This window comes from Enterocloster sp. OA13 (assembly GCF_022440595.1).
Classification (GTDB): Bacteria; Bacillota; Clostridia; order Lachnospirales; family Lachnospiraceae; genus Enterocloster; species Enterocloster hominis.
This window is the reverse complement of record NZ_JAKNTF010000001.1, coordinates 3,265,854-3,283,891: the sequence shown is the minus strand read 5'-3', so window position 1 is coordinate 3,283,891 and position 18,038 is coordinate 3,265,854. Positions and strand designations below refer to the sequence as shown.

At 52.3% G+C, this 18,038-nt stretch carries 13 protein-coding genes; 10 read left to right on the top strand and 3 right to left on the bottom strand.

The window, feature by feature from the left end:
• The first annotated feature begins 37 nt into the window (after positions 1-37).
• The 3 genes from arcA (at position 38) to MCJ35_RS14560 (ending at position 3,486) form a co-directional block, all read left to right on the top strand.
• Complete coding sequence (gene arcA / locus MCJ35_RS14570; RefSeq protein ID WP_025486600.1) at positions 38-1,258, top strand: arginine deiminase; 1,221 nt, start codon at positions 38-40, stop codon at positions 1,256-1,258.
• A gap of 63 nt (positions 1,259-1,321) precedes the next feature.
• Entirely contained in the window at positions 1,322-2,314 is a 993-nt protein-coding gene (gene argF, locus MCJ35_RS14565; RefSeq protein ID WP_008717722.1) for an ornithine carbamoyltransferase, read from the top strand.
• Between the two features lie 71 nt (positions 2,315-2,385).
• Positions 2,386-3,486 carry a putative NPN-dependent ornithine cyclodeaminase gene (locus tag MCJ35_RS14560; protein ID WP_025486601.1) on the top strand — a complete coding sequence of 367 codons (1,101 nt, stop codon included), beginning with the start codon at positions 2,386-2,388 and terminating at the stop codon, positions 3,484-3,486.
• A 47-nt stretch (positions 3,487-3,533) separates the two neighbouring features.
• Here the strand turns inward: MCJ35_RS14560 and MCJ35_RS14555 are convergent, their stop codons facing one another.
• Complete coding sequence (locus MCJ35_RS14555; protein WP_240299549.1) at positions 3,534-4,919, bottom strand: AraC family transcriptional regulator; 1,386 nt, start codon at positions 4,917-4,919, stop codon at positions 3,534-3,536.
• A 135-nt stretch (positions 4,920-5,054) separates the two neighbouring features.
• Here MCJ35_RS14555 and MCJ35_RS14550 point away from each other — a divergent pair, with 135 nt between their 5' ends.
• The 5 genes from MCJ35_RS14550 to MCJ35_RS14530 all read left to right on the top strand — a co-directional run bounded on the left by MCJ35_RS14550 (position 5,055) and on the right by MCJ35_RS14530 (position 11,427).
• A complete protein-coding gene (locus MCJ35_RS14550) occupies positions 5,055-7,151 on the top strand; it encodes a sigma-54 interaction domain-containing protein (protein ID WP_227807785.1) in 2,097 nt (698 codons plus the stop codon).
• A gap of 281 nt (positions 7,152-7,432) precedes the next feature.
• A complete protein-coding gene (locus MCJ35_RS14545) occupies positions 7,433-8,305 on the top strand; it encodes a polysaccharide deacetylase family protein (RefSeq protein WP_025486604.1) in 873 nt (290 codons plus the stop codon).
• Positions 8,306-9,148, top strand: coding sequence for a polysaccharide deacetylase family protein (locus tag MCJ35_RS14540; protein ID WP_025486605.1), 843 nt, complete (start codon positions 8,306-8,308; stop codon positions 9,146-9,148). It abuts the gene before it with no gap.
• 30 nt (positions 9,149-9,178) lie between these two features.
• Complete coding sequence (locus MCJ35_RS14535; protein WP_025486606.1) at positions 9,179-10,705, top strand: alanine/glycine:cation symporter family protein; 1,527 nt, start codon at positions 9,179-9,181, stop codon at positions 10,703-10,705.
• Positions 10,706-10,707: 2 nt separating this feature from the next.
• Positions 10,708-11,427, top strand: coding sequence for an aspartate/glutamate racemase family protein (locus MCJ35_RS14530; RefSeq protein ID WP_025486607.1), 720 nt, complete (start codon positions 10,708-10,710; stop codon positions 11,425-11,427).
• A gap of 190 nt (positions 11,428-11,617) precedes the next feature.
• Here MCJ35_RS14530 and xrtK read toward each other — a convergent pair whose 3' ends face one another.
• Both xrtK and MCJ35_RS14520 read right to left on the bottom strand, forming a co-directional pair.
• Positions 11,618-12,412, bottom strand: coding sequence for an exosortase K (gene xrtK / locus MCJ35_RS14525; RefSeq protein ID WP_240299548.1), 795 nt, complete (start codon positions 12,410-12,412; stop codon positions 11,618-11,620).
• On the bottom strand, positions 12,402-14,438 hold the full coding sequence (locus MCJ35_RS14520) for a VIT and vWA domain-containing protein (protein ID WP_025486609.1): 2,037 nt from the start codon (positions 14,436-14,438) through the stop codon (positions 12,402-12,404). Before MCJ35_RS14520 ends, xrtK begins: the two co-directional genes overlap by 11 nt.
• A gap of 289 nt (positions 14,439-14,727) precedes the next feature.
• Here MCJ35_RS14520 and MCJ35_RS14515 point away from each other — a divergent pair, with 289 nt between their 5' ends.
• Complete coding sequence (locus MCJ35_RS14515) at positions 14,728-15,480, top strand: SseB family protein (protein ID WP_008717702.1); 753 nt, start codon at positions 14,728-14,730, stop codon at positions 15,478-15,480.
• A gap of 172 nt (positions 15,481-15,652) precedes the next feature.
• Positions 15,653-17,902, top strand: coding sequence for a putative bifunctional diguanylate cyclase/phosphodiesterase (locus MCJ35_RS14510; protein WP_008717700.1), 2,250 nt, complete (start codon positions 15,653-15,655; stop codon positions 17,900-17,902).
• Positions 17,903-18,038: the final 136 nt, after the last annotated feature.

Sequence of the window (18,038 nt, the reverse complement as noted above, 5' to 3'; positions counted from 1 at the left end):
TAAGAGAGCGGAACAAGAGCGCAAAGGAGATAATTGCATGCCAATCTGTGTGAAAAGCGAGATAGGAAAGTTGAAAAAGGTCATGCTCCACAGGCCGGGGAAGGAACTGGAACACCTGGTTCCGGGGGAACTGGAACGGCTGTTGTTTGACGATATCCCATACCTTAAGACAGCCCAGGGGGAACACGATATTTTTGCCCGCATTTTAAAGGAAAACGGAAGCCAGGTGGTCTATATGGAGGACATGATGGCGGACGTGTTAAGACAGTCCGGGGATATCAGGGAGAACTTCATCCGGCAGTTCATCAGTGAGGCCGGGAACACCGCGCAGAAGTTCAGGAACCAGCTGTTTGGCTTCCTGATGGATATTCCGGATGAAAAGGAGCTGGTGCTAAAGACAATGTCCGGCGTCAGCATGCATGAGATTAAGTCTGAAACCCACAGTCCATTAGTGGATTTGGTCAAATCAGACAGCCGTTTCATCATGGATCCCATCCCCAACCTGTACTTTACAAGGGACCCGTTTGCGTGCATCGGCACGGGAGTCAGCCTGAACTGCATGTATTCAAGGACCAGGAGAAGGGAAACCATCTACGGGCAGTATATACTGGAGCACCATCCGGACTACAGGGGGCAGACGCCGTTTTACTATAAGAGGGAGTATCCTTTCTCCATTGAGGGAGGCGATATCCTGAACCTGGGCAGCAAGGTCCTGGCCGTGGGAATCTCCCAGAGGACCACGCCGGAGGCAATTGAACTTCTGGCCCAGAACCTGTTTGAGGACAGCTCCTGTGAGGTGGAGACCATCCTGGCCCTGGATATCCCCAGTATCCGTGCGTTCATGCATCTGGATACGGTGTGCACCCAGGTGGACTACGACAAGTTCACCATCCATCCCGGAATCCTGGGGAACCTGCGCATCTATGAAATCCGGCGCGGGGACCAAAAGGGCAGGCTTGCGGTAAGGGAACTTGACCGTCCGCTTCCGGCTGTCCTGGCAGATTACCTGGGGACGGATAAGGTGACCATGATACGCTGCGGCGGAAAGGACCGGGTTGCCTCGGAGCGGGAACAGTGGAATGACGGTTCCAATACACTGTGCATTGAGCCGGGCAAGGTGGTGGTATATGACCGGAATTATATAACCAATGAGATGCTCAGGGATAAAGGCATCGAGGTCCTTGAAATGCCCAGTTCGGAGCTGTCCAGGGGAAGGGGAGGCCCCAGGTGCATGAGCATGCCCCTGGAACGCGGGTGAACATCCATTCCCGACCTGGAGCGCGACCGGACAATCAAATAACATAGCAAAGGAGTAAGGAAGATGGCAGTGAATATCAGAGGAAGGAATTACCTGAAGTTATTGGACTACACGCCGGAGGAAATCCGCTATCTGCTGGATTTGTCCAAACAGTTCAAGAACATGAAGAGGAACGGCGTTCCCCACAAATACCTGGACAACAGGAACATCGTGCTTCTGTTTGAAAAGACGTCCACCCGCACCCGCTGCGCCTTTGAGGTTGCGGGACGGGACCTGGGCATGGGTGTGACTTACCTGGACCCGGGCAGCAGCCAGATGGGCAAAAAGGAGAGCATTGCAGATACGGCCAGGGTCCTGGGAAGGATGTATGACGGCATTGAGTACAGGGGCTATGACCAGTCGGTTGTGGAGGAACTTGCGGAGTATGCGGGCGTGCCCGTGTGGAACGGGCTTACGGACCAGTTCCATCCCACCCAGATGCTGGCAGACCTTCTGACGCTGGAGGAGAAGTTCGGCTGCCTCAAAGGGCTGCGCTTTACATACATGGGAGATGCAAGGAATAACATGGGCAATTCCCTGATGGTGGCCTGCGCCAAGATGGGCATCCACTTTACGGCCTGCGCCCCAAAGGAACTGTTCCCGGCTCAGGAACTGGTGGACGAGGCAAGGCGGATTGCAGAGGAAAATGAATGCACCATCCGGCTGACAGAGGATGTGGACCAGGGTGTGAAGGATGCGGACGCAGTGTACACGGATATCTGGGTGTCCATGGGGGAGCCGGATTCTGTCTGGGGAACCAGGATTGAACTGCTGCGCAGGTACCAGGTCAACGAAGAGGTGATGAAGAAGGCAAGGCACACGGCTATTTTCATGCACTGCCTGCCCTCCTTCCATGACACCAGGACCACCATTGGAGCGGAAATCGCTGAAAAGTTCGGCATCACGGAGATGGAAGTGACGGATGAAGTGTTTGAGTCAAGGCAGTCGGTTGTGTTCGACCAGGCGGAGAACCGCATGCATACAATCAAGGCCGTTATCTATGCCACCCTTTGTTAGGGCGTGTTTGGAAATCCGCTCCCGGCCCAGGGCGTGTTTGATTAATTTAAGAAAAAGAGAGGAAAAACCATATGTCATTTCAATTACCAGAATATCATCATCCTGATTTTACCCAGGAGAAATTCGTGAATGCCCCGGATGTGAAATACGAGGCAGCGGACATGGACGGGGTTGCGCCTGATAACTATCACAGCACCTCCATGTATCCGGAATATTTTAAAATCAATGGGAAATGGGTGCTGGCCGAGGAGAGCCGCATGGACTCCAGCGTGGTGCTCTGTGACGACGGTCACCTTGAAGTGGTTGAGAACAGGAATATTAAGAAGGGCGACAAGGTAATCCTCGGACGGACGGAAAAATGTGAGGAAGGGATCTACATGCACTGCCACGGCTTTGAGGAAGAAGGGGGGCAGCTGGAGGACCAGTTCGTGTTCCGCCAGGGCAGGAGCCGGGAGACCTCCTATGCGCGGGATTATGACAACCTGTTTGAACTGTTAAGGCATGAAAGGGAATACGGCAATATCGTATGGGTCATGGGGCCTGCATTTTCCTTTGACGCGGATGCAAGGGCAGCCATGCAGGCGCTGATTGACAACGGTTACGCCCATGGGCTGATGGCAGGCAATGCCCTGGCAACCCATGACCTGGAGGGAGCGCTGCTGCACACCGCCCTGGGGCAGGACATCTATACCCAGGTATCCCAGCCCAATGGACATTACAACCATCTGGATGTAATCAACAAGGTCAGGAGAAGCGGCTCCATTCCCCAGTTCATAAAGGATTATGACATTGACAACGGCATCATATACAGCTGCGTGAAGAACCATGTCCCCATGGTGCTGACCGGATCCATACGGGACGACGGACCCATGCCGGAGGTGATTGCCAGCGCGTATGAGGGACAGGGCGCCATGCGCGGCCTTGTGAAGAAGTCTACCTGCGTCATCTGCCTGGCAACCATGCTTCACACCATTGCCACTGGCAATATGACGCCGTCCTTCCGGGTGATGCCGGATGGCACCATACGCCCGGTCTACCTGTACACCGTGGATGCGGATGAGTTTGTTGTAAACAAGCTATTGGACAGGGGAAGCCTGTGCGCCACCACCGTGGTTACCAATGTCCAGGACTTCATCACCATTGTGGCAAAGGGGCTGAAGGTAATCGATTAATGGTCCGGGGATGAAAACTGGCCTGGGGATGAAAAGCGGTCCGGGGACTAAAATTCCTGCAGTTCCACAGCCTGGCGGAATTTGCCGGGGGTCATGGAGCGGAACTTAAGGAAATTGCGGGTCAGCGTCTTCTCATTGTGGTATCCGGTATCAAGGGCAATGTCAAGGATGCTCCTGGTGGTCAAAAGCAGCAGCTCGGACGCCCGGTTGACCCGTATGAAGTTGAGGTAATCGGAAAAATTCATCTCCACCTGGTACAGGAGGATACGGTTCAGCTCTCTGGGCGACAGGTGGAAGCGTTCCCCCACCATGCGCGGATTTAATGGCTCGCTGTAGTGGCGGTAGATATAGGAAACAATGGTGTAGAAGTCCTTCCTGTCCTTAATCCGGCACAGGCTGCCCACCTTCTGGTAGGTGGCGCGGAATTCATTGGCCTTCATTCCTACCCTGGCTGAAAAGACCTTGCTGATATGGGCGCTGTCCACAAAGCCCAGGATTTCAGCCAGCTCTTCCAGGGTAAAGTCGGTGTACAGCAGGAAATTGATGGTTTTTCCAATCCGCATTTCATTTAACAGGTCAAAGAAGGACAGTCCGGTGGTCCTTGTGATATAGGCGCTGATGGAGGACTCGCTCATATAAAATATCTGGGACAGCATGGACAGTGTGATTTTCTCGTTCAGGTGGCTGTACAGATACTGGAATATCTCACTGGGTTCAATAATCCGGGCGGAAGGCGGCAGGAATGCCGCCTTTTTTGCGCGCAGGAAATGAATGATGATTTCAATGAGCTTGTTGGTGATATAGAGGTTGCTGAGTTCCTGGGAAGGGGGACAGGATGCAGCGGATGGGTGGATGGGGGAATCCTGCGGCATGTCGGCCACGGACTTTGGGGCAGATTTCATGTCGGATTTCACGACGGATTCCATTCCGGACTCCACAGCGGTTTCCATTCCGGACTCCACGGCGGGTTCCGTGCCGATTTCCATGGTGGATTCCATGCCGATTTCTCCCTTAATCTGAAGGAACAGCTTCTGCATGGATGCAAGGGCCTCGCCTTCAAGATACAGGACCGGGTTGGCGGAAAGGGTCTGTATGATGGAGAGCGGTTCATTGCCCGGATTATAAAAGGTCTTGATGATTTCATTGATATTGTCAAAGTAATACGCCATCACAAAAAACTGTATGGGCAATTCCACCTCCACGATGTCACTGATCTGCCAGGGAAGGACACAGACCACGGCGCCTGGTTTCAGATCATAGGGACGGTTGTTGAGCATAAGCGTCCCTTTCCCGCTGTTGACCAGCCAGAAACGGGACATGGGATGGATCAGGGGCGTGGTTGGTCCTGTCAGGACCTCGATGTCAAAACTGCATATTTTATTCTCGTCCTGCATGGAGCAGTACAGGCTTTGCATTGGTACGATTTTTGCCATATGGGCCTCCATTTTACGGATTGTCTCATACCATTATATACAGCTTTCACGGTATGTGCAAGAAGCAGGGGAGTTGAAAAAGATATCCGCCTCAGGTATAATTGACCATATGCGGTACGGGCGAGGTGACGGTGGATGAAAGAGATAGCGGTAGTGGCAACGGAAAAGCAATATGCAAGGTTTTTGATGGACAACATCAGCAAATATCTGGGCAGATACGCAAGCTTTAAGGCCTATTCCATTGCGGAAGTGGAGACCCTTAAACGGATAGAGGAGGATTATGTGCTGGTGTCGGCATTTAACATATTCCAGCAGGTCCGCCAGAAAATCAGCGACCAGTCCGAAATCGTGGTCCTCTCGCTGGCCCTGACCAAAAAACAAATGGAAAAGCTTAAGAAGATACCAAAGGGAACCAAGGCGCTGCTGGTCAACTTTGACCACAGGACCTGCATGCACACCATAACCAGCATGTATGCCTCGGGCTTTCGGGATGTGGAACTGTTCCCGTACTATGGGACGGGGGAATACGACAGGTCCATCCGGCTGGCCATCACCCCCAATGAGGGGCACCTGGTGCCCCAGGGAATCAGCCAGGTCATCGATGTGGGCGAAAGCTCGGTTGACATGAACAGCCTGTATATCATTGCTGAGAAACTGGGGGTTTATGATGAGTTTTCCTCCAAGGAAGCGGCTGCTGCCAGAAGGGAGTATTATTACATTGACTCCAGCATGGATAAACTGCTCAATGACAAGGAAAATATGTCGGATAAGCTGAATACCCTCATGAACCTGATGAATGAGGGAATCATCATAACGGACGTGGTGGGCCGCGTGTATCTGTGCAATGAGAAGGCCAGGCAGCTGATGTCCCACCGCTCCAGGGTGCTTCTGGGGTTTAACATTGAGGAGCTGCTGCCCGAGCTGGATGTGAAGAGCGCCTGGGAAAAGCTGATTAAGACAGGGGAGAGCAACCTGATTGCATCCGCAGTGGAAATCCGTTCCGGGGATAAGGTTGCAGGACATATCATAACACTAAAGGACTTTGAGGAAGCGGAGACCAGGCAGCATGACATGCGCTCCAAGCTGTACGGGACCAGCCACAGGGCAAGGTATACCTTTGAGGATATCATCGGGACCAGCAGGGCCATCCGGGAAGCCGTGAACAACGGCAGGCAGATGGCGCGCTCCGACGCGGCCGTGATGATCACGGGGGAAAGCGGGACAGGCAAGGAAATGTTCGCCCAGGGCATACACAACGAGTCCGCCAGGAAAAATTATAACTTCGTGGCCGTCAACTGCGCGGCCATACCGGACAGCCTTTTAGAGAGCGAGATGTTCGGCTATGAGGAAGGGTCCTTTACCGGCGCCAAGAAGGGCGGCAAGATGGGGTACTTTGAACTGGCACACAGAGGGACCATTTTCCTTGATGAGATAGGGGAAATGCCCATGTCCCTCCAGTCCAAGCTGCTGCGCGTGCTGGAAGAGCGGAAGGTGGACCGGATCGGTTCGGATAAAAGCATTGACGTGGATGTGCGGGTGATTGCAGCCACCAACAAGGACCTTTTTACCATGGTGGAAAATGGCGGCTTCCGGGAGGATCTGTTCTACCGTTTAAATGTACTGCCCCTTAACGTGCCCCCCTTAAGGGAGCGGACCCAGGACATACTTCCCATATTCTATTTCTTTGCAGGCAGGAACCGTTCGGACATGGAGCTGACGCCGGAGGCAGAGGCAATCCTCACCCATTATCCGTGGAGGGGCAATGTAAGGGAGCTGCGCAATGTGGTGGAGTTCCTTCTGACAAAGGAAAAGCAGGTGATTGGGGCAGAGGACCTGCCGCCCCTGCGGACCGGGAGGGAAAGGGCTGTCCCCGGTTTTGCGGGCAGGGGACAGAAGACCCGCATGCCGGAGGCGGCGGGGAAGGAGCCGGGAATCCTGGAACGGTTCATATTAAATGAGTGGAAGGATTTGGGGTTATATAAGGCAGTCCTTGTGCAGCTGCGTGAATCCCTGGAGCGGAAGGAACGTTACGGGCGGCAGAAGCTGCTGGAGAAGGTGAACGGCAACGGAGGGTTCTACACGGAAGCCGAGGTGAGGAAGGCGCTGTCTAAGCTGTCCGCCCACGGGTTCGTCAGGTCTGTCAGGGGCCGGGGAGGCAGTGTAATCACGGAGGACGGGCTGTCCCTTCTCCAGGCCATTGAGGGGCGTGATGGTCATGGGGGAAGTTATTAAGAACAGAAGAATGGGTTATGGGATAAGTTAATAAAACCAGCAGAATGGGTTATGGGATAGATTATTAAAACCAACAGGATAGGCCATGGAATAAATAGGGTTTGCAGGATAAATATTATCCTATAAACCCTATTTCTCATATCAATATAAATGAAAATGCATAAAAATACGTTATTTTCTCCTTGGCATGGTTCTTGCTATATATAAACAACAATAAGTTAAATACACAGCCATACTATTGTTAATAAATATACAATAATCATGAAAAGGAGCGATGGAGCATGGATGAAATTCAATGGCCGGAGGGCAAAAAATGCGCGGTTATGTTTTCCTTTGACCTGGACGGTGATACAACCTGGGAAAATGGAAACAGGGGGCTTCCGAACGGGGAACAGTACATCAAGTCCCTGTCCGTGGGACAGTACGGTCCCAAGCGCTGCGCGGACAGGATCCTGGATAAGCTGGATCAGTATGGGGTAAAGGCAACCTTTTTCATTCCCGGCCTTACGGCGGAGCGCTATCCGGAGGTGGTAAAACGGATTGCCGCCGCAGGACATGAGATAGGACTCCATGGATATGCCCATGAAAGGTTTGCCGGAAAGACGGCTGAGGAGCAGATTGAAATCATTGAAAAGCCCCAGAGGATATTAAGGGAGCTTATAGGACACGATGTGGAAGGTTTCAGGACGCCCTCCGGGGACTGGGCCGTGGAAACGCCGAAGCTGCTGTATGAAAGGGGAATCCGTTATTCCAGTTCCATGAGAGGGGATGACCGGCCCTATAGGACTGTTATTGACGGCAGGGAGACGGATTTTATCGAGATTCCCACCAAGTGGGAGGTGGACGACTATGTTGCCATGGCCTACCACATGTATCCGGCAGAGCCGGCGGGACAGGACCGGATTTCCTGTTACCGGAATGTGGAGGATAACTTCATGCGCGAGTTTGAGGGGCATTACAGATACGGACTGTGCATTTCCTTCATGAGCCATCCCCAGGTAATCGGTTCCCCGGGAAGGATACGGATCCTGGACCATCTGCTGCAGCACATTACGTCCAAAAAGGATGTGTGGATTGCAACCGGGTCCCAGATTGCCGACTGGTACAGAGAACATTCCGGTTCTGATTACAGTAAGATTCAGGAGGTGGGATAGATGAGATTAGAAAGACCCCAGTGGCCCGGCGGGAAAAAATGCGCGGCCATGATTACCATTAATTTGAATGCAGAGCTTTTCTGGCTCCAGCTGGACCAGACATGTGTCAATATGCCAAAGACCCTGTCCCTGGGACAGTATGGGATGAACCGGGGCCTGGACCGCATCCTCGATATCCTGGATGATAAAGGGATAAAGGCAACATGCTTCACCCCCGGGTGGGTGGCGGAGCAATACCCGGATAAAGTCCTGGAAGTCCATGGACGGGGCCATGAAATCGGCGCCCTGGGCTACCGGCATGAGAATATGGCCCTGCTGTCCGTTGAGGAACAGGAGGAAGCCATCCGGAAGGGCGCGGAGGCCATCGGACGGCTCTGCGGCATAAGGCCCAGGGGATTCAGAAGCCCGGAAGGCGAATTGACCCTGGATACGCTGAGGATTGCGCGAAAGCATGGCATGGTATATTCCAGCAATCTCTGTGATGATGACAGGCCGTATGTAAAGGATTTGGGGGATGGGGCCTCCATCCTGGAGATTCCCATACACTGGGTGAATTATGACCTGCCTTATTTTGCATTTAACTATCATCCTGCATTTCCGGCAGGGCAGGGAAGGATTGCCAACTATACAGGCGTGCTGAGCAACTGGAAGGATGAGTTTAGCGGCTGCCATGAATACGGGCTATGCTATGTGCTGCAGCTTGACCCAGCTGCCATCGGAGCGCCAGGCAGGATTGGGATGCTGGAGGAACTGATTGATCATATCAATGATCTGGGCGGTGTCTGGTGGGCAACCGGTGAGGAAATGTACCGTTATTACAGCGGATGCGGTGGAAAACATTAACAATACAAGATGAGATGGAGGAAATGGTTCATGGCGGGAATTTTTGAGATGGTGGACAGGATGTTTGCAGGCGTTGTGCCTGTTGCGGATTTCCTATGGGATTTCCCAACCAATTATGCGTGGTATTCCGGTATCCCGGTTCTGGGACAGTTCTCCCTGGCAATCTTACTGCTGCTGGGAGGCAGTTTCTACTTTACCTTTAAATTCAATTTTGTCCAGCTGAAGGAATTTAAGACCGGCCTTAAGCTGCTTACTGCAAAGACAAAGGCCAAGGTGGGCACCACCCAGCTTGCAGCCTTCCTGATCAGTATGGCCGGCAGGGTAGGGGCAGGCAACATCGTGGGCGTTACGGGCGCCGTCACAATCGGCGGCCCCGGCGCAATCTTCTGGATGTGGATATCTGCTTTCGCAGGCATGGCAACCTCCTTTGGCGAGGCCACCCTGGCGCAGATATACAAGGAGAAAAAGGGCGATGAATATGTGGGCGGATTTACCTTTTATATCCAGAAGATATGGAAGAACAAGGCATGGGTCGGCGGGGGGATGTGTATCCTGTACCTGCTCTACAACATGCTCAGTATCCCGGTACATACGTTCCATGTGTTTACGGCTGCCAGCTCCATTGCCAATGAGGTGACCGGGCGTGTGACCCAGGTTTCAGAACCCCTTTATTATATCATTGCCATTGCCATTGTGGTGATTATCGCGGTCATTACCTTTGGCGGGATTAAAAGCGTGGTCCGGTTCTCTGACAAGGCTGTTCCTGTGATGGCGGCGCTATATATTGCAGTGATTGCGCTGCTTATCATACTGAACCTGAATAAGGTTCCGGCCTTTGTGGTTGCTGTGTTTGCAGGGGCGTTCAAGCCATCGGCGGTCTTCGGGGGCGCTTTTGGCGTGGCCATGGCCCAGGGACTCAAGAGGGGACTTCTCTCCAATGAGGCAGGTATGGGTACTGCCACCCAGGCCAGCTCCATTGCCGATGCAAACCATCCCTGTGAACAGGGCTTTGTCCAGGCCATCGGCGTATTTGTGGATACCATCGTAATCTGTTCCCTGACCGGTTTTGTCATCACGGCGGGAACCATCTGGGAGAATCCCGCCCTTGACTGGGATACCCTGAAGTTGGATAAGATAGGCACCTTCCTGACCTCTGTCAAAGAACTGGTTCCAGGCACTGCCATGGACACCGCGGTGCTGATCTTCGTGGCCGTTGCATTCGGACTGTTTGCATTCACAACCCTGTTGTGCGACCTGACCTATGCGGAGATTGCAGCCAACAAGATTTCCACCAGCAAAGGTTTTATCGGTTTTGTCCGCGTGCTGGGCGCATTTTTCTTTGTGCCTCTGGGAACAATTACCGTGCTGGCAGGGCTTCAGCTGGATAACCTGTGGTATGTATCGGATTTGATTAACGTAGTGCTGGTGTTCATCAATATCCCGACCCTGCTCATGGCCAGGAATATCATCCTCAATGCATATAAGCATTATAAATGCAGCGGAGGCAGGCGTTTTGTGTCATCTGAGATAGGCATCGAGACAGATGTGTGGAGGTAGGAATGAAGATTAAAGTAATCATGACAGACAAGGCCATGGACCGGGAAACCATGGACCAGAGGGAAAAGATGCTGTCAGCCGCCGTGTCAGAGGGCGTGGTGATATCCGTGGACTGCATAAAGAAAGGGCCGGATGAGCTGGACTGCAACACGGACGAGGCATTTGCCGCCCCGGAACTTGTAAAGGAGGGCATAAAAGCCGAGAAGGAGGGCTATGACGCCATTGTCATATACTGCTTCAGCGATGTGGGGATTGATGCGGTGCGGGAAAATGTCAGGATCCCGGTCATCGGACCCGGGGAGACCAGTCTTTGCGCTGCCAACCTGCTGTGCAACCGTTTCGTGGTAGTCACGACGGAGGGCGCTAATATACCAAGGACATACCGGAGGCTGATGCGCAATGGGATTGCCAGGGAAAAGATGACCTCCGTGCAGGCGCTTGACATTCCCATCGGTGAACTGAGGACCGACCCTGGGGCAACTGCGCGGTATCTGAAACAGGTCTGCGGGAGGGCGGTGAGGCAGGAACAGGCGGACGGCGTCATCCTGGGCTGCCTGGGCATGGCAAGCTATGGGGCGATGCTGGAAAAGGAACTTCCAGTTAAGGTCTTCGACCCCGCGTTTATCGCGCTTGCATATGCTGAGATGAGCGTAAGGCTGGGGCTGGTGCATTCTACGGCGGTGTATCCGGTGTTTCAGAATACCAGCCACGTGGAGTTGTGATACAGGTAGAACGATGATGATGTGTAGGGCAGTGATACAGGTAGGGCTGTGATGATGTGTAGGGCAGTGACACATGTAGGGCTGTGAGGGCTGTGACACATGTAGAACTGTGATGAGATAAGACGGATAAGATGAGGATTCCCCTGCTGACCGGCTGGACGCCGGATGGCAGGGGAATTTTATAAATCAGCTAAATTTTGTCCCTGGAAACATTTCCATCCTTTTTCATAAAACATCTTTTCATCCTGCCTGCCACAAAGAAAAGGAACAGGATGACCGCGCATACGGCTGTCAGAAGGGCTGCGTATTCCAGGAAGCGGTGTCCGTTATCTTTGTATGCACGGTTGAGGAAAGGGATGCCCAGCACAATGGAAACATACCAGAATACGGGCGGGAGCCACCGGAAGGACGGCCTGCCCGAAATATGTCCGGCCACGTGATACAGGATGGACAGGGAGGTAAAATACACAGCTACGCCGATGATGGTGTGCAGCCGTCCATGGGTCAGCCATCCGTCATAAAGCCGGGGATTGTGCAGCCAGAGCGGAAGTGAGGCCGGAAGATATATGGACAGCACAATCCTGAACCCGTTGACAAGGACGGTGGACAGATAGGATATCACGAAACTGAAAACGGTCCAGATGGCTTTTTTCCTTATGGTGTCCATGCGGTGCACATAAGAAAAGATAAGCATGGCAATGGCAATCATCATGAACTGGACACCGGAACAGGATGGCGCAATGATAAAGCGGAGGGGATAGTTCACATATCCTGCAATGGGGTCATATTCAAAGGGAATCCCGCTTAAGGTCCTGACCCACCGGGCCGTGGGGGCCAGGATCCATGTAAGGCGGCTGGCGGCCCCATGTGTGTAAAAGCCTTTGATGATGATTATGGTGGCTGTCCCGGTGAGATAGAATGGCCAGTTCCGTCTTAGCATGGACTTTTGTTTACAGGGGCCTGGCGCCCATGTCTCAGTCATCATTCTTACCTCCGGTATGATGGCTGCCGGCAACGGTATTCAAAATCAATATAAAAGCCGCGGCTGCCATAAGAATCAGGACACTGGGTTCCGAGCCAATGGTGTAACCTCCTCCCACCGCCAGGTCAGATACCTGCAGGGGAAGGGGAAGCGGCTGGTCCACGTCCCTGCTTTCACCTGTGGTATTGCGCACTTCATCTATCACGGCTACAAAGGAGGTATAGGATGTCATCATGCTGTAGTCAAGGCCCAGGGCGGTCACTTCTTTCCTGACAGCCTCCTCATCCCCGCCGCTGAAGCCGTAATCCATCAGGTTCTCCACGCGGGTGCGTGCCCACAGGTAAGGGATGGCGCTGTTTTCTGCTGAGGAGGATGCTTCTGAAACCTGGATTGTCTGGCTGTAATCCCCGGTCCCGGACTTCCCCGTGATGTGGATGGCGCCGGCGGGATTACCCCTCCATTTGCCGAACAGCACAATGGGCTTTTGGGCAAAAAGGGTGGGGATGGCCGTGGGTTCGACGTCATAGGCATCAAATCCGTCATAGTCCACCTGGACATCCGTTAAGACAGGAGACTGTATATAGGTGTCAAAAAGTCTGGCCGTATCCGCGGATTCGGATGAATCCGTGACAACAAAGGATTCGCCGCCGCCCGTCCTGGCAATGCCCTCAATCAGGTAACGGTTCACGGAGGTGCCGATACCAAAGGAAAAGAAACTGGTGGTGTCAAGGTTTCCTGCTACAATGTCAAATATGGCCTGTTCGTCGGACATGTAGCCGTCCGTGATGACCACGACGCTGCGTGAGACGCTGCCTGCGCCGGAATCCATGGGGATTCCCACCGCCTTTTCCAAGGCCGGGGCCAGCTCGGTCCCGCCGCCGCCTTTCTGGCGGTTAATCAGGTTAATGGCCCGCTCCACATTCTCATCCGTGGCAGGAAGTGATCTGGCCGACATACGGATGGCGTCATTGGAAAACAGTATCAGGTTAAAGGTGTCGGTTTCCCGCAGATTGGAAACCATGTTCCTGATTAGCTCCTTGGCAGTATCCAGGGGATATCCGAACATGGAACCTGACACATCCAGGACAAAAATATATTCACGTGGTGGGATGGCTTCTGCAGGGACACGTTCCGGGGGCTGGACCATGAGCAGGAAGAAATTCTCCCTGTCCCCGGTATTCAGCATAAGGCCGCTGCTTACCGTCTGTCCGGCCAGCTGATAGCGCAGTATGAAATCGCGGTTTCCCCCGTAATCCGCCGGGTCCTTCAGCGTGATATGGGCAGAGGAGTCAGCGGACTGTTCTATATTGATTTTATGGGAACTGGAAACAAGCCCGGTAATCGGGACGCCTGTGGAAAGGCTGACTGCAATGTCATAGGTCCCTTTGGGAACAGCGCCCCCTTCCTGATATGGACTGGACACCCATTGATCCCCGTCTTCCTCCATGTCCGGTGAAGGGCTGGAGTATCTGGGACCCACAACGGCCGGGAATACAAACTCATAGGAACCTTCGGACAGGGCAATCATTTCCGTATAGTGCAGTTCTATGTTTACCGTATCCCCGGGCATGATGTTGGCAACATTCATGGTAAATACATTGGGGCGCTGCTGTTCAAGGAGGGATGCGCTTTTTCCTTCACTTTTAGCCGCATCGAATTCCTGCTTTGCCTCTTCCTTTTCCTTGATTTTGGCGGTGACAACCTTGTCCCCGACCTGCATTTTCATGCCATGGACGGAAACCCTGGTGGATGCAGGAAAGACATAGCCCGCATTAACAGGGACACTGCCTTCATTTCCATAGGTCTGGGTAACATAGGTTTCAGCTATGACACCGTTTATGACGGTTGATACCTTTGTATCCTTTAACGGAAAGCTGTCGGTCGACGGATCCGCCCCTTCAACCATGAAATAAGGGGCAAGGGTCCTGTCCCCGGTGTCATTGCCGGATTCTTCGCCGTAGGCAGCCGGGCACAGGGACAGGAGCAGGATTGCGGAAAGCATACACAGCCATAGTTTCTTATTTTTCATATTGCGCACCTCATTTGTTCTTTATTGGAATTGACTTCCTGTTTAATTTACAATACCCAGGCATCAAAAAAGCATCAAAGATGCATCAAAGTTGTATCATATAGGAAAATGGGACAAAAATAGAGGTAATGGAAACGTAATAGAAAAGATTTATAAAATAAATGGCATATGAGTGAAAGGAATGATATAATAGGAAACGATAGTCTGGTTTAGGTATTCCGCGCACAAGGACAGATGGTACAAGGCCCTGCACGGATGTACTTAAAAAGGTAGAAAAGGAGAGAACCCAATGAACAACAATGAAAACACAGGGAATCAGGAAATCATACAGCGCCTTAAAACCGCAGAGTCACTCTGGGCATTGGTATCAGGGTGCACCAAGGAACCATATGTGGTTTGCGACCCGGAAACCTTTGATGATGAGATCATGATGTTTTTCAGCGCGGAAGATGCGGAAGAGAAGGTAAAGCAGCTGCGGGAGGCCGGGATACCTGTGGGTATCGTAAAACTGGAGCAGAGGCAGATGCTGCTGTTCTATACCAGCCTGTACACCATGGGCATCAACGCACTTCTGGTAAGCGAAGGGGACACACAGACCCTGATCCAGCTGGCTGATTTTGTGAGACGCAATAAACCGGAGCAGGACCCGGAGGGCAAGCTGTGGGTGGAGAATCCTGCCCTGCACCTGACCGCCCTTTACTATATGCAGGAAACCAGGAAGCAGCCGGGACAGGAGGAGAATCCACAGATAAAAGAATGGCAGGATGAGATTTCCAATTATTTCAGCAAAGGAAGCTTCATTGTTGCCGTACAGAAAGAGGGCAATGGGATTCCCGTGGTGAAGCTGAATGATAAGGAAGTTTACCAGGCCATATTCACCGATATCATGGAATTCCAGAAGTTCAATAAAGAGAACCAGCTCCGCCCCATTGTCGTGACAGCTGACAAGATTCCACAGATCCTTGTGGCGGAGGCCACTGGGGTGCTCCTTAACCCCATGGGCGTAAGGATGCCGCTTCAGGTAAAACGGGCGGAACAGTAAGGTATATGGTCATTCATCCATGGCTTGGCCATGGACAAAAAGTTTGGTGACAGGCAGCGGTTTTGCTGCCTGTTTTTCTGATTGCCATTTGTTCCCGGATATATTATTATAATATTACCTGAATAATCGGTATATGAGTATATTACTGTGAGAAAAGGCCGGGGTATGTGAGATGAGAGGGTCGGACAGAAAAAGGCAAAGGATATGGGATACAGTACTTCCACTGTTACTGTGCGCATGTTTTATTGCCAGCAGCCTGCTGTTTCTGGTGCAGATGATCAGAAAGAACCAGGTGGAGACAATCGAGGCGCTGTATAATGCGGCGGAACAGAAAAAAACCACCATTGTAAAGCAGATACAGGGAGACCTCCAGACATTGGAGGGCCTTGCGGTAGTCCTGGGCGAGATTGGGAAAATGGAGCGGGAGCAGCTGCTGCCGATCCTGCAGGAAATCAATAATGACAATGCTTTTATCCAGATGGGATTTGCCTGGCCGGACGGCAGCGCCTGGCTGGTGGATTTAGATGGCAGTATCTATGAACTCAGCCTGTATGACATGGAGTTTTTCCAGAAGGCGCTCCATGGAACCAGCACGGTATCGGATATATTCCCGGATGAGCGTGTGAAGGACCACTATGTGAATTATTATGGAGTCAATATCCGCAATCCGGAAGGAGGGACCATGGGCGTGTTATGCGCGGTCCATTCCGCGGATGTGCTGCGCCGGATCCTGGATGCCCCTGTGCTCAGCGGCCAGGGATTTTCCAATATAGTCAATGGGGACGGCAGTTATGTGCTGCGCTCCATCAATGCTTATCCCGGGGATATCCTGCCTGAGAACCGGGAGCTGGTTAAGGAAGCGGTTGGGACAGGAGGAATCGCATCCTTTGACATGACAGACAAGACCGGCAGGAAGCAGGTATCTGTGATCATCCCGATCCTGAAGGACCGCTGGTACCTGCACAGCATGGTGCCTGACCGTGTGCTGCGTGCCAGGTATACGCAGACAGCTGCCGGGATCATGACAATCATCGTGGTGTCCTGCTGTCTGTTTGCCCTGTTCCTTTCAAGGCAGAGAAGTATGGCCGCCAGGACCCAGAAAATGCTTATGAACCTGGCATACCGGGATTCCCTTACAGGCCTGCGCAATTTTGACGGCTTTAAACTGGATGTGAAGCCGTTCATGGAAAAGAATGACCTGTCCTCCTACGTGCTGTGGTATGGGGATTTAAAAAAGTTTAAGTTCATCAATGACATACTTGGATACGAGGAAGGGGATAAGATCCTCAGGCTTATATCGGAATATCTTCAGGAACTGGAAGATAAGGAGTGTATTGTATGCCGTATATCTGCCGATAATTTTGCGGGAATCGCAAAGTGCGGGAATCAGGAAGGCCTGAACATAAAGTTTCAGGAGGTACTGGACCATATAAAAAATGCAGGCGTTGAAGGCCAGGCGTTCATTGAGCTGTCTGTGGGGATTTACCGGCTCAGTCCCGGGGATGAGAAGCTCTCCATGGATGTGCTGATGAATTATGCCAACATGGCCCACAAGATTGCCAAGGAAAAACCAGGGAGTAACTTTGCCCTGTATGACAGCGGGCTAAGGATGCGCCAGATAGAGGATTCCATCCTGGAGTCAGAAGCTGAGAAGGCAATTGAGGCCGGTGAATTCAAGGTTTACATGCAGCCCAAGGTCAATATACAGAACAATAACTGCCTGTCAGGCGCCGAAGCCCTGGTGCGCTGGCTCAGCCCCTCCAGGGGACTTGTACCTCCGGACCGGTTCATTTCCCTGTTTGAGAAAAGCGACCGGATCGTGATGCTGGACCGGTATATGTTCGGGCAGGTCTGCAGATGGTACCGGAATTATCTGGACGGAGGTGGACGCCCGTTAAGCATTGCGGTCAATGTTTCCAAGGTGGGTCTTCTCCGGAAGGACTTCATTCAGTATTATTCAGAGACAAAGCGTTGCTTTGGGATTCCTGACGGCTATCTGGAACTGGAATTTACAGAGGGCGTGCTGTTAAACGATACGGATATGTTTTCCGACATTGTGCGGCAGCTCCAGTCCAATGGCTTTACCTGTTCCCTGGATGATTTTGGTTCTGGCTACAGTTCCCTTAACCTGCTGAAGAATCTTCCCATCGATGTGCTGAAGCTGGATATCATGTTCTTTCACAAGAGCAGGGACATGGGAAGGGAGCGGATTGTAATCTCCAATTTCATCCATATGGCAAAGGAGCTGAAGATAAAGACCATTGCCGAGGGCGTGGAAGATACGGACAGTGTGGAATTCCTGAAGAACTGCGGATGTGATGTGGTGCAGGGGTATACATTCTTTAAACCCATGCCGCTGGAGGAATTTGACCGCCTGGTGAAGGAACAGGGAAGGAAGCCTTTGGTTCCCAAGGATGTGTGAGCAGGAGGACCGGCCATTTGAAGGGGCATCTTCAAATGGCCGGTCCTCCTGGATTGGTCAGATGATATCCATTGGATGTTGAGTATCTTTTTGATACTAAGTACCTTTTGGGAACCTATCCCACTTCAAAGTGCGT

What these genes read in the sequence shown, in the direction of transcription:
- MCJ35_RS14555 (WP_240299549.1), bottom strand. Translation starts at nt 4,919, where the DNA reads ATGGCAAAAATCGTACCAATGCAAAGCCTGTACTGCTCCATGCAGGAC.
- argF (WP_008717722.1), top strand. Translation starts at nt 1,322, where the DNA reads ATGGCAGTGAATATCAGAGGAAGGAATTACCTGAAGTTATTGGACTAC.
- MCJ35_RS14545 (WP_025486604.1), top strand. Translation starts at nt 7,433, where the DNA reads ATGGATGAAATTCAATGGCCGGAGGGCAAAAAATGCGCGGTTATGTTT.
- MCJ35_RS14530 (WP_025486607.1), top strand. Translation starts at nt 10,708, where the DNA reads ATGAAGATTAAAGTAATCATGACAGACAAGGCCATGGACCGGGAAACC.
- xrtK (WP_240299548.1), bottom strand. Translation starts at nt 12,412, where the DNA reads ATGATGACTGAGACATGGGCGCCAGGCCCCTGTAAACAAAAGTCCATG.
- MCJ35_RS14535 (WP_025486606.1), top strand. Translation starts at nt 9,179, where the DNA reads ATGGCGGGAATTTTTGAGATGGTGGACAGGATGTTTGCAGGCGTTGTG.
- MCJ35_RS14510 (WP_008717700.1), top strand. Translation starts at nt 15,653, where the DNA reads ATGAGAGGGTCGGACAGAAAAAGGCAAAGGATATGGGATACAGTACTT.
- arcA (WP_025486600.1), top strand. Translation starts at nt 38, where the DNA reads ATGCCAATCTGTGTGAAAAGCGAGATAGGAAAGTTGAAAAAGGTCATG.
- MCJ35_RS14560 (WP_025486601.1), top strand. Translation starts at nt 2,386, where the DNA reads ATGTCATTTCAATTACCAGAATATCATCATCCTGATTTTACCCAGGAG.
- MCJ35_RS14540 (WP_025486605.1), top strand. Translation starts at nt 8,306, where the DNA reads ATGAGATTAGAAAGACCCCAGTGGCCCGGCGGGAAAAAATGCGCGGCC.
- MCJ35_RS14550 (WP_227807785.1), top strand. Translation starts at nt 5,055, where the DNA reads ATGAAAGAGATAGCGGTAGTGGCAACGGAAAAGCAATATGCAAGGTTT.
- MCJ35_RS14520 (WP_025486609.1), bottom strand. Translation starts at nt 14,438, where the DNA reads ATGAAAAATAAGAAACTATGGCTGTGTATGCTTTCCGCAATCCTGCTC.
- MCJ35_RS14515 (WP_008717702.1), top strand. Translation starts at nt 14,728, where the DNA reads ATGAACAACAATGAAAACACAGGGAATCAGGAAATCATACAGCGCCTT.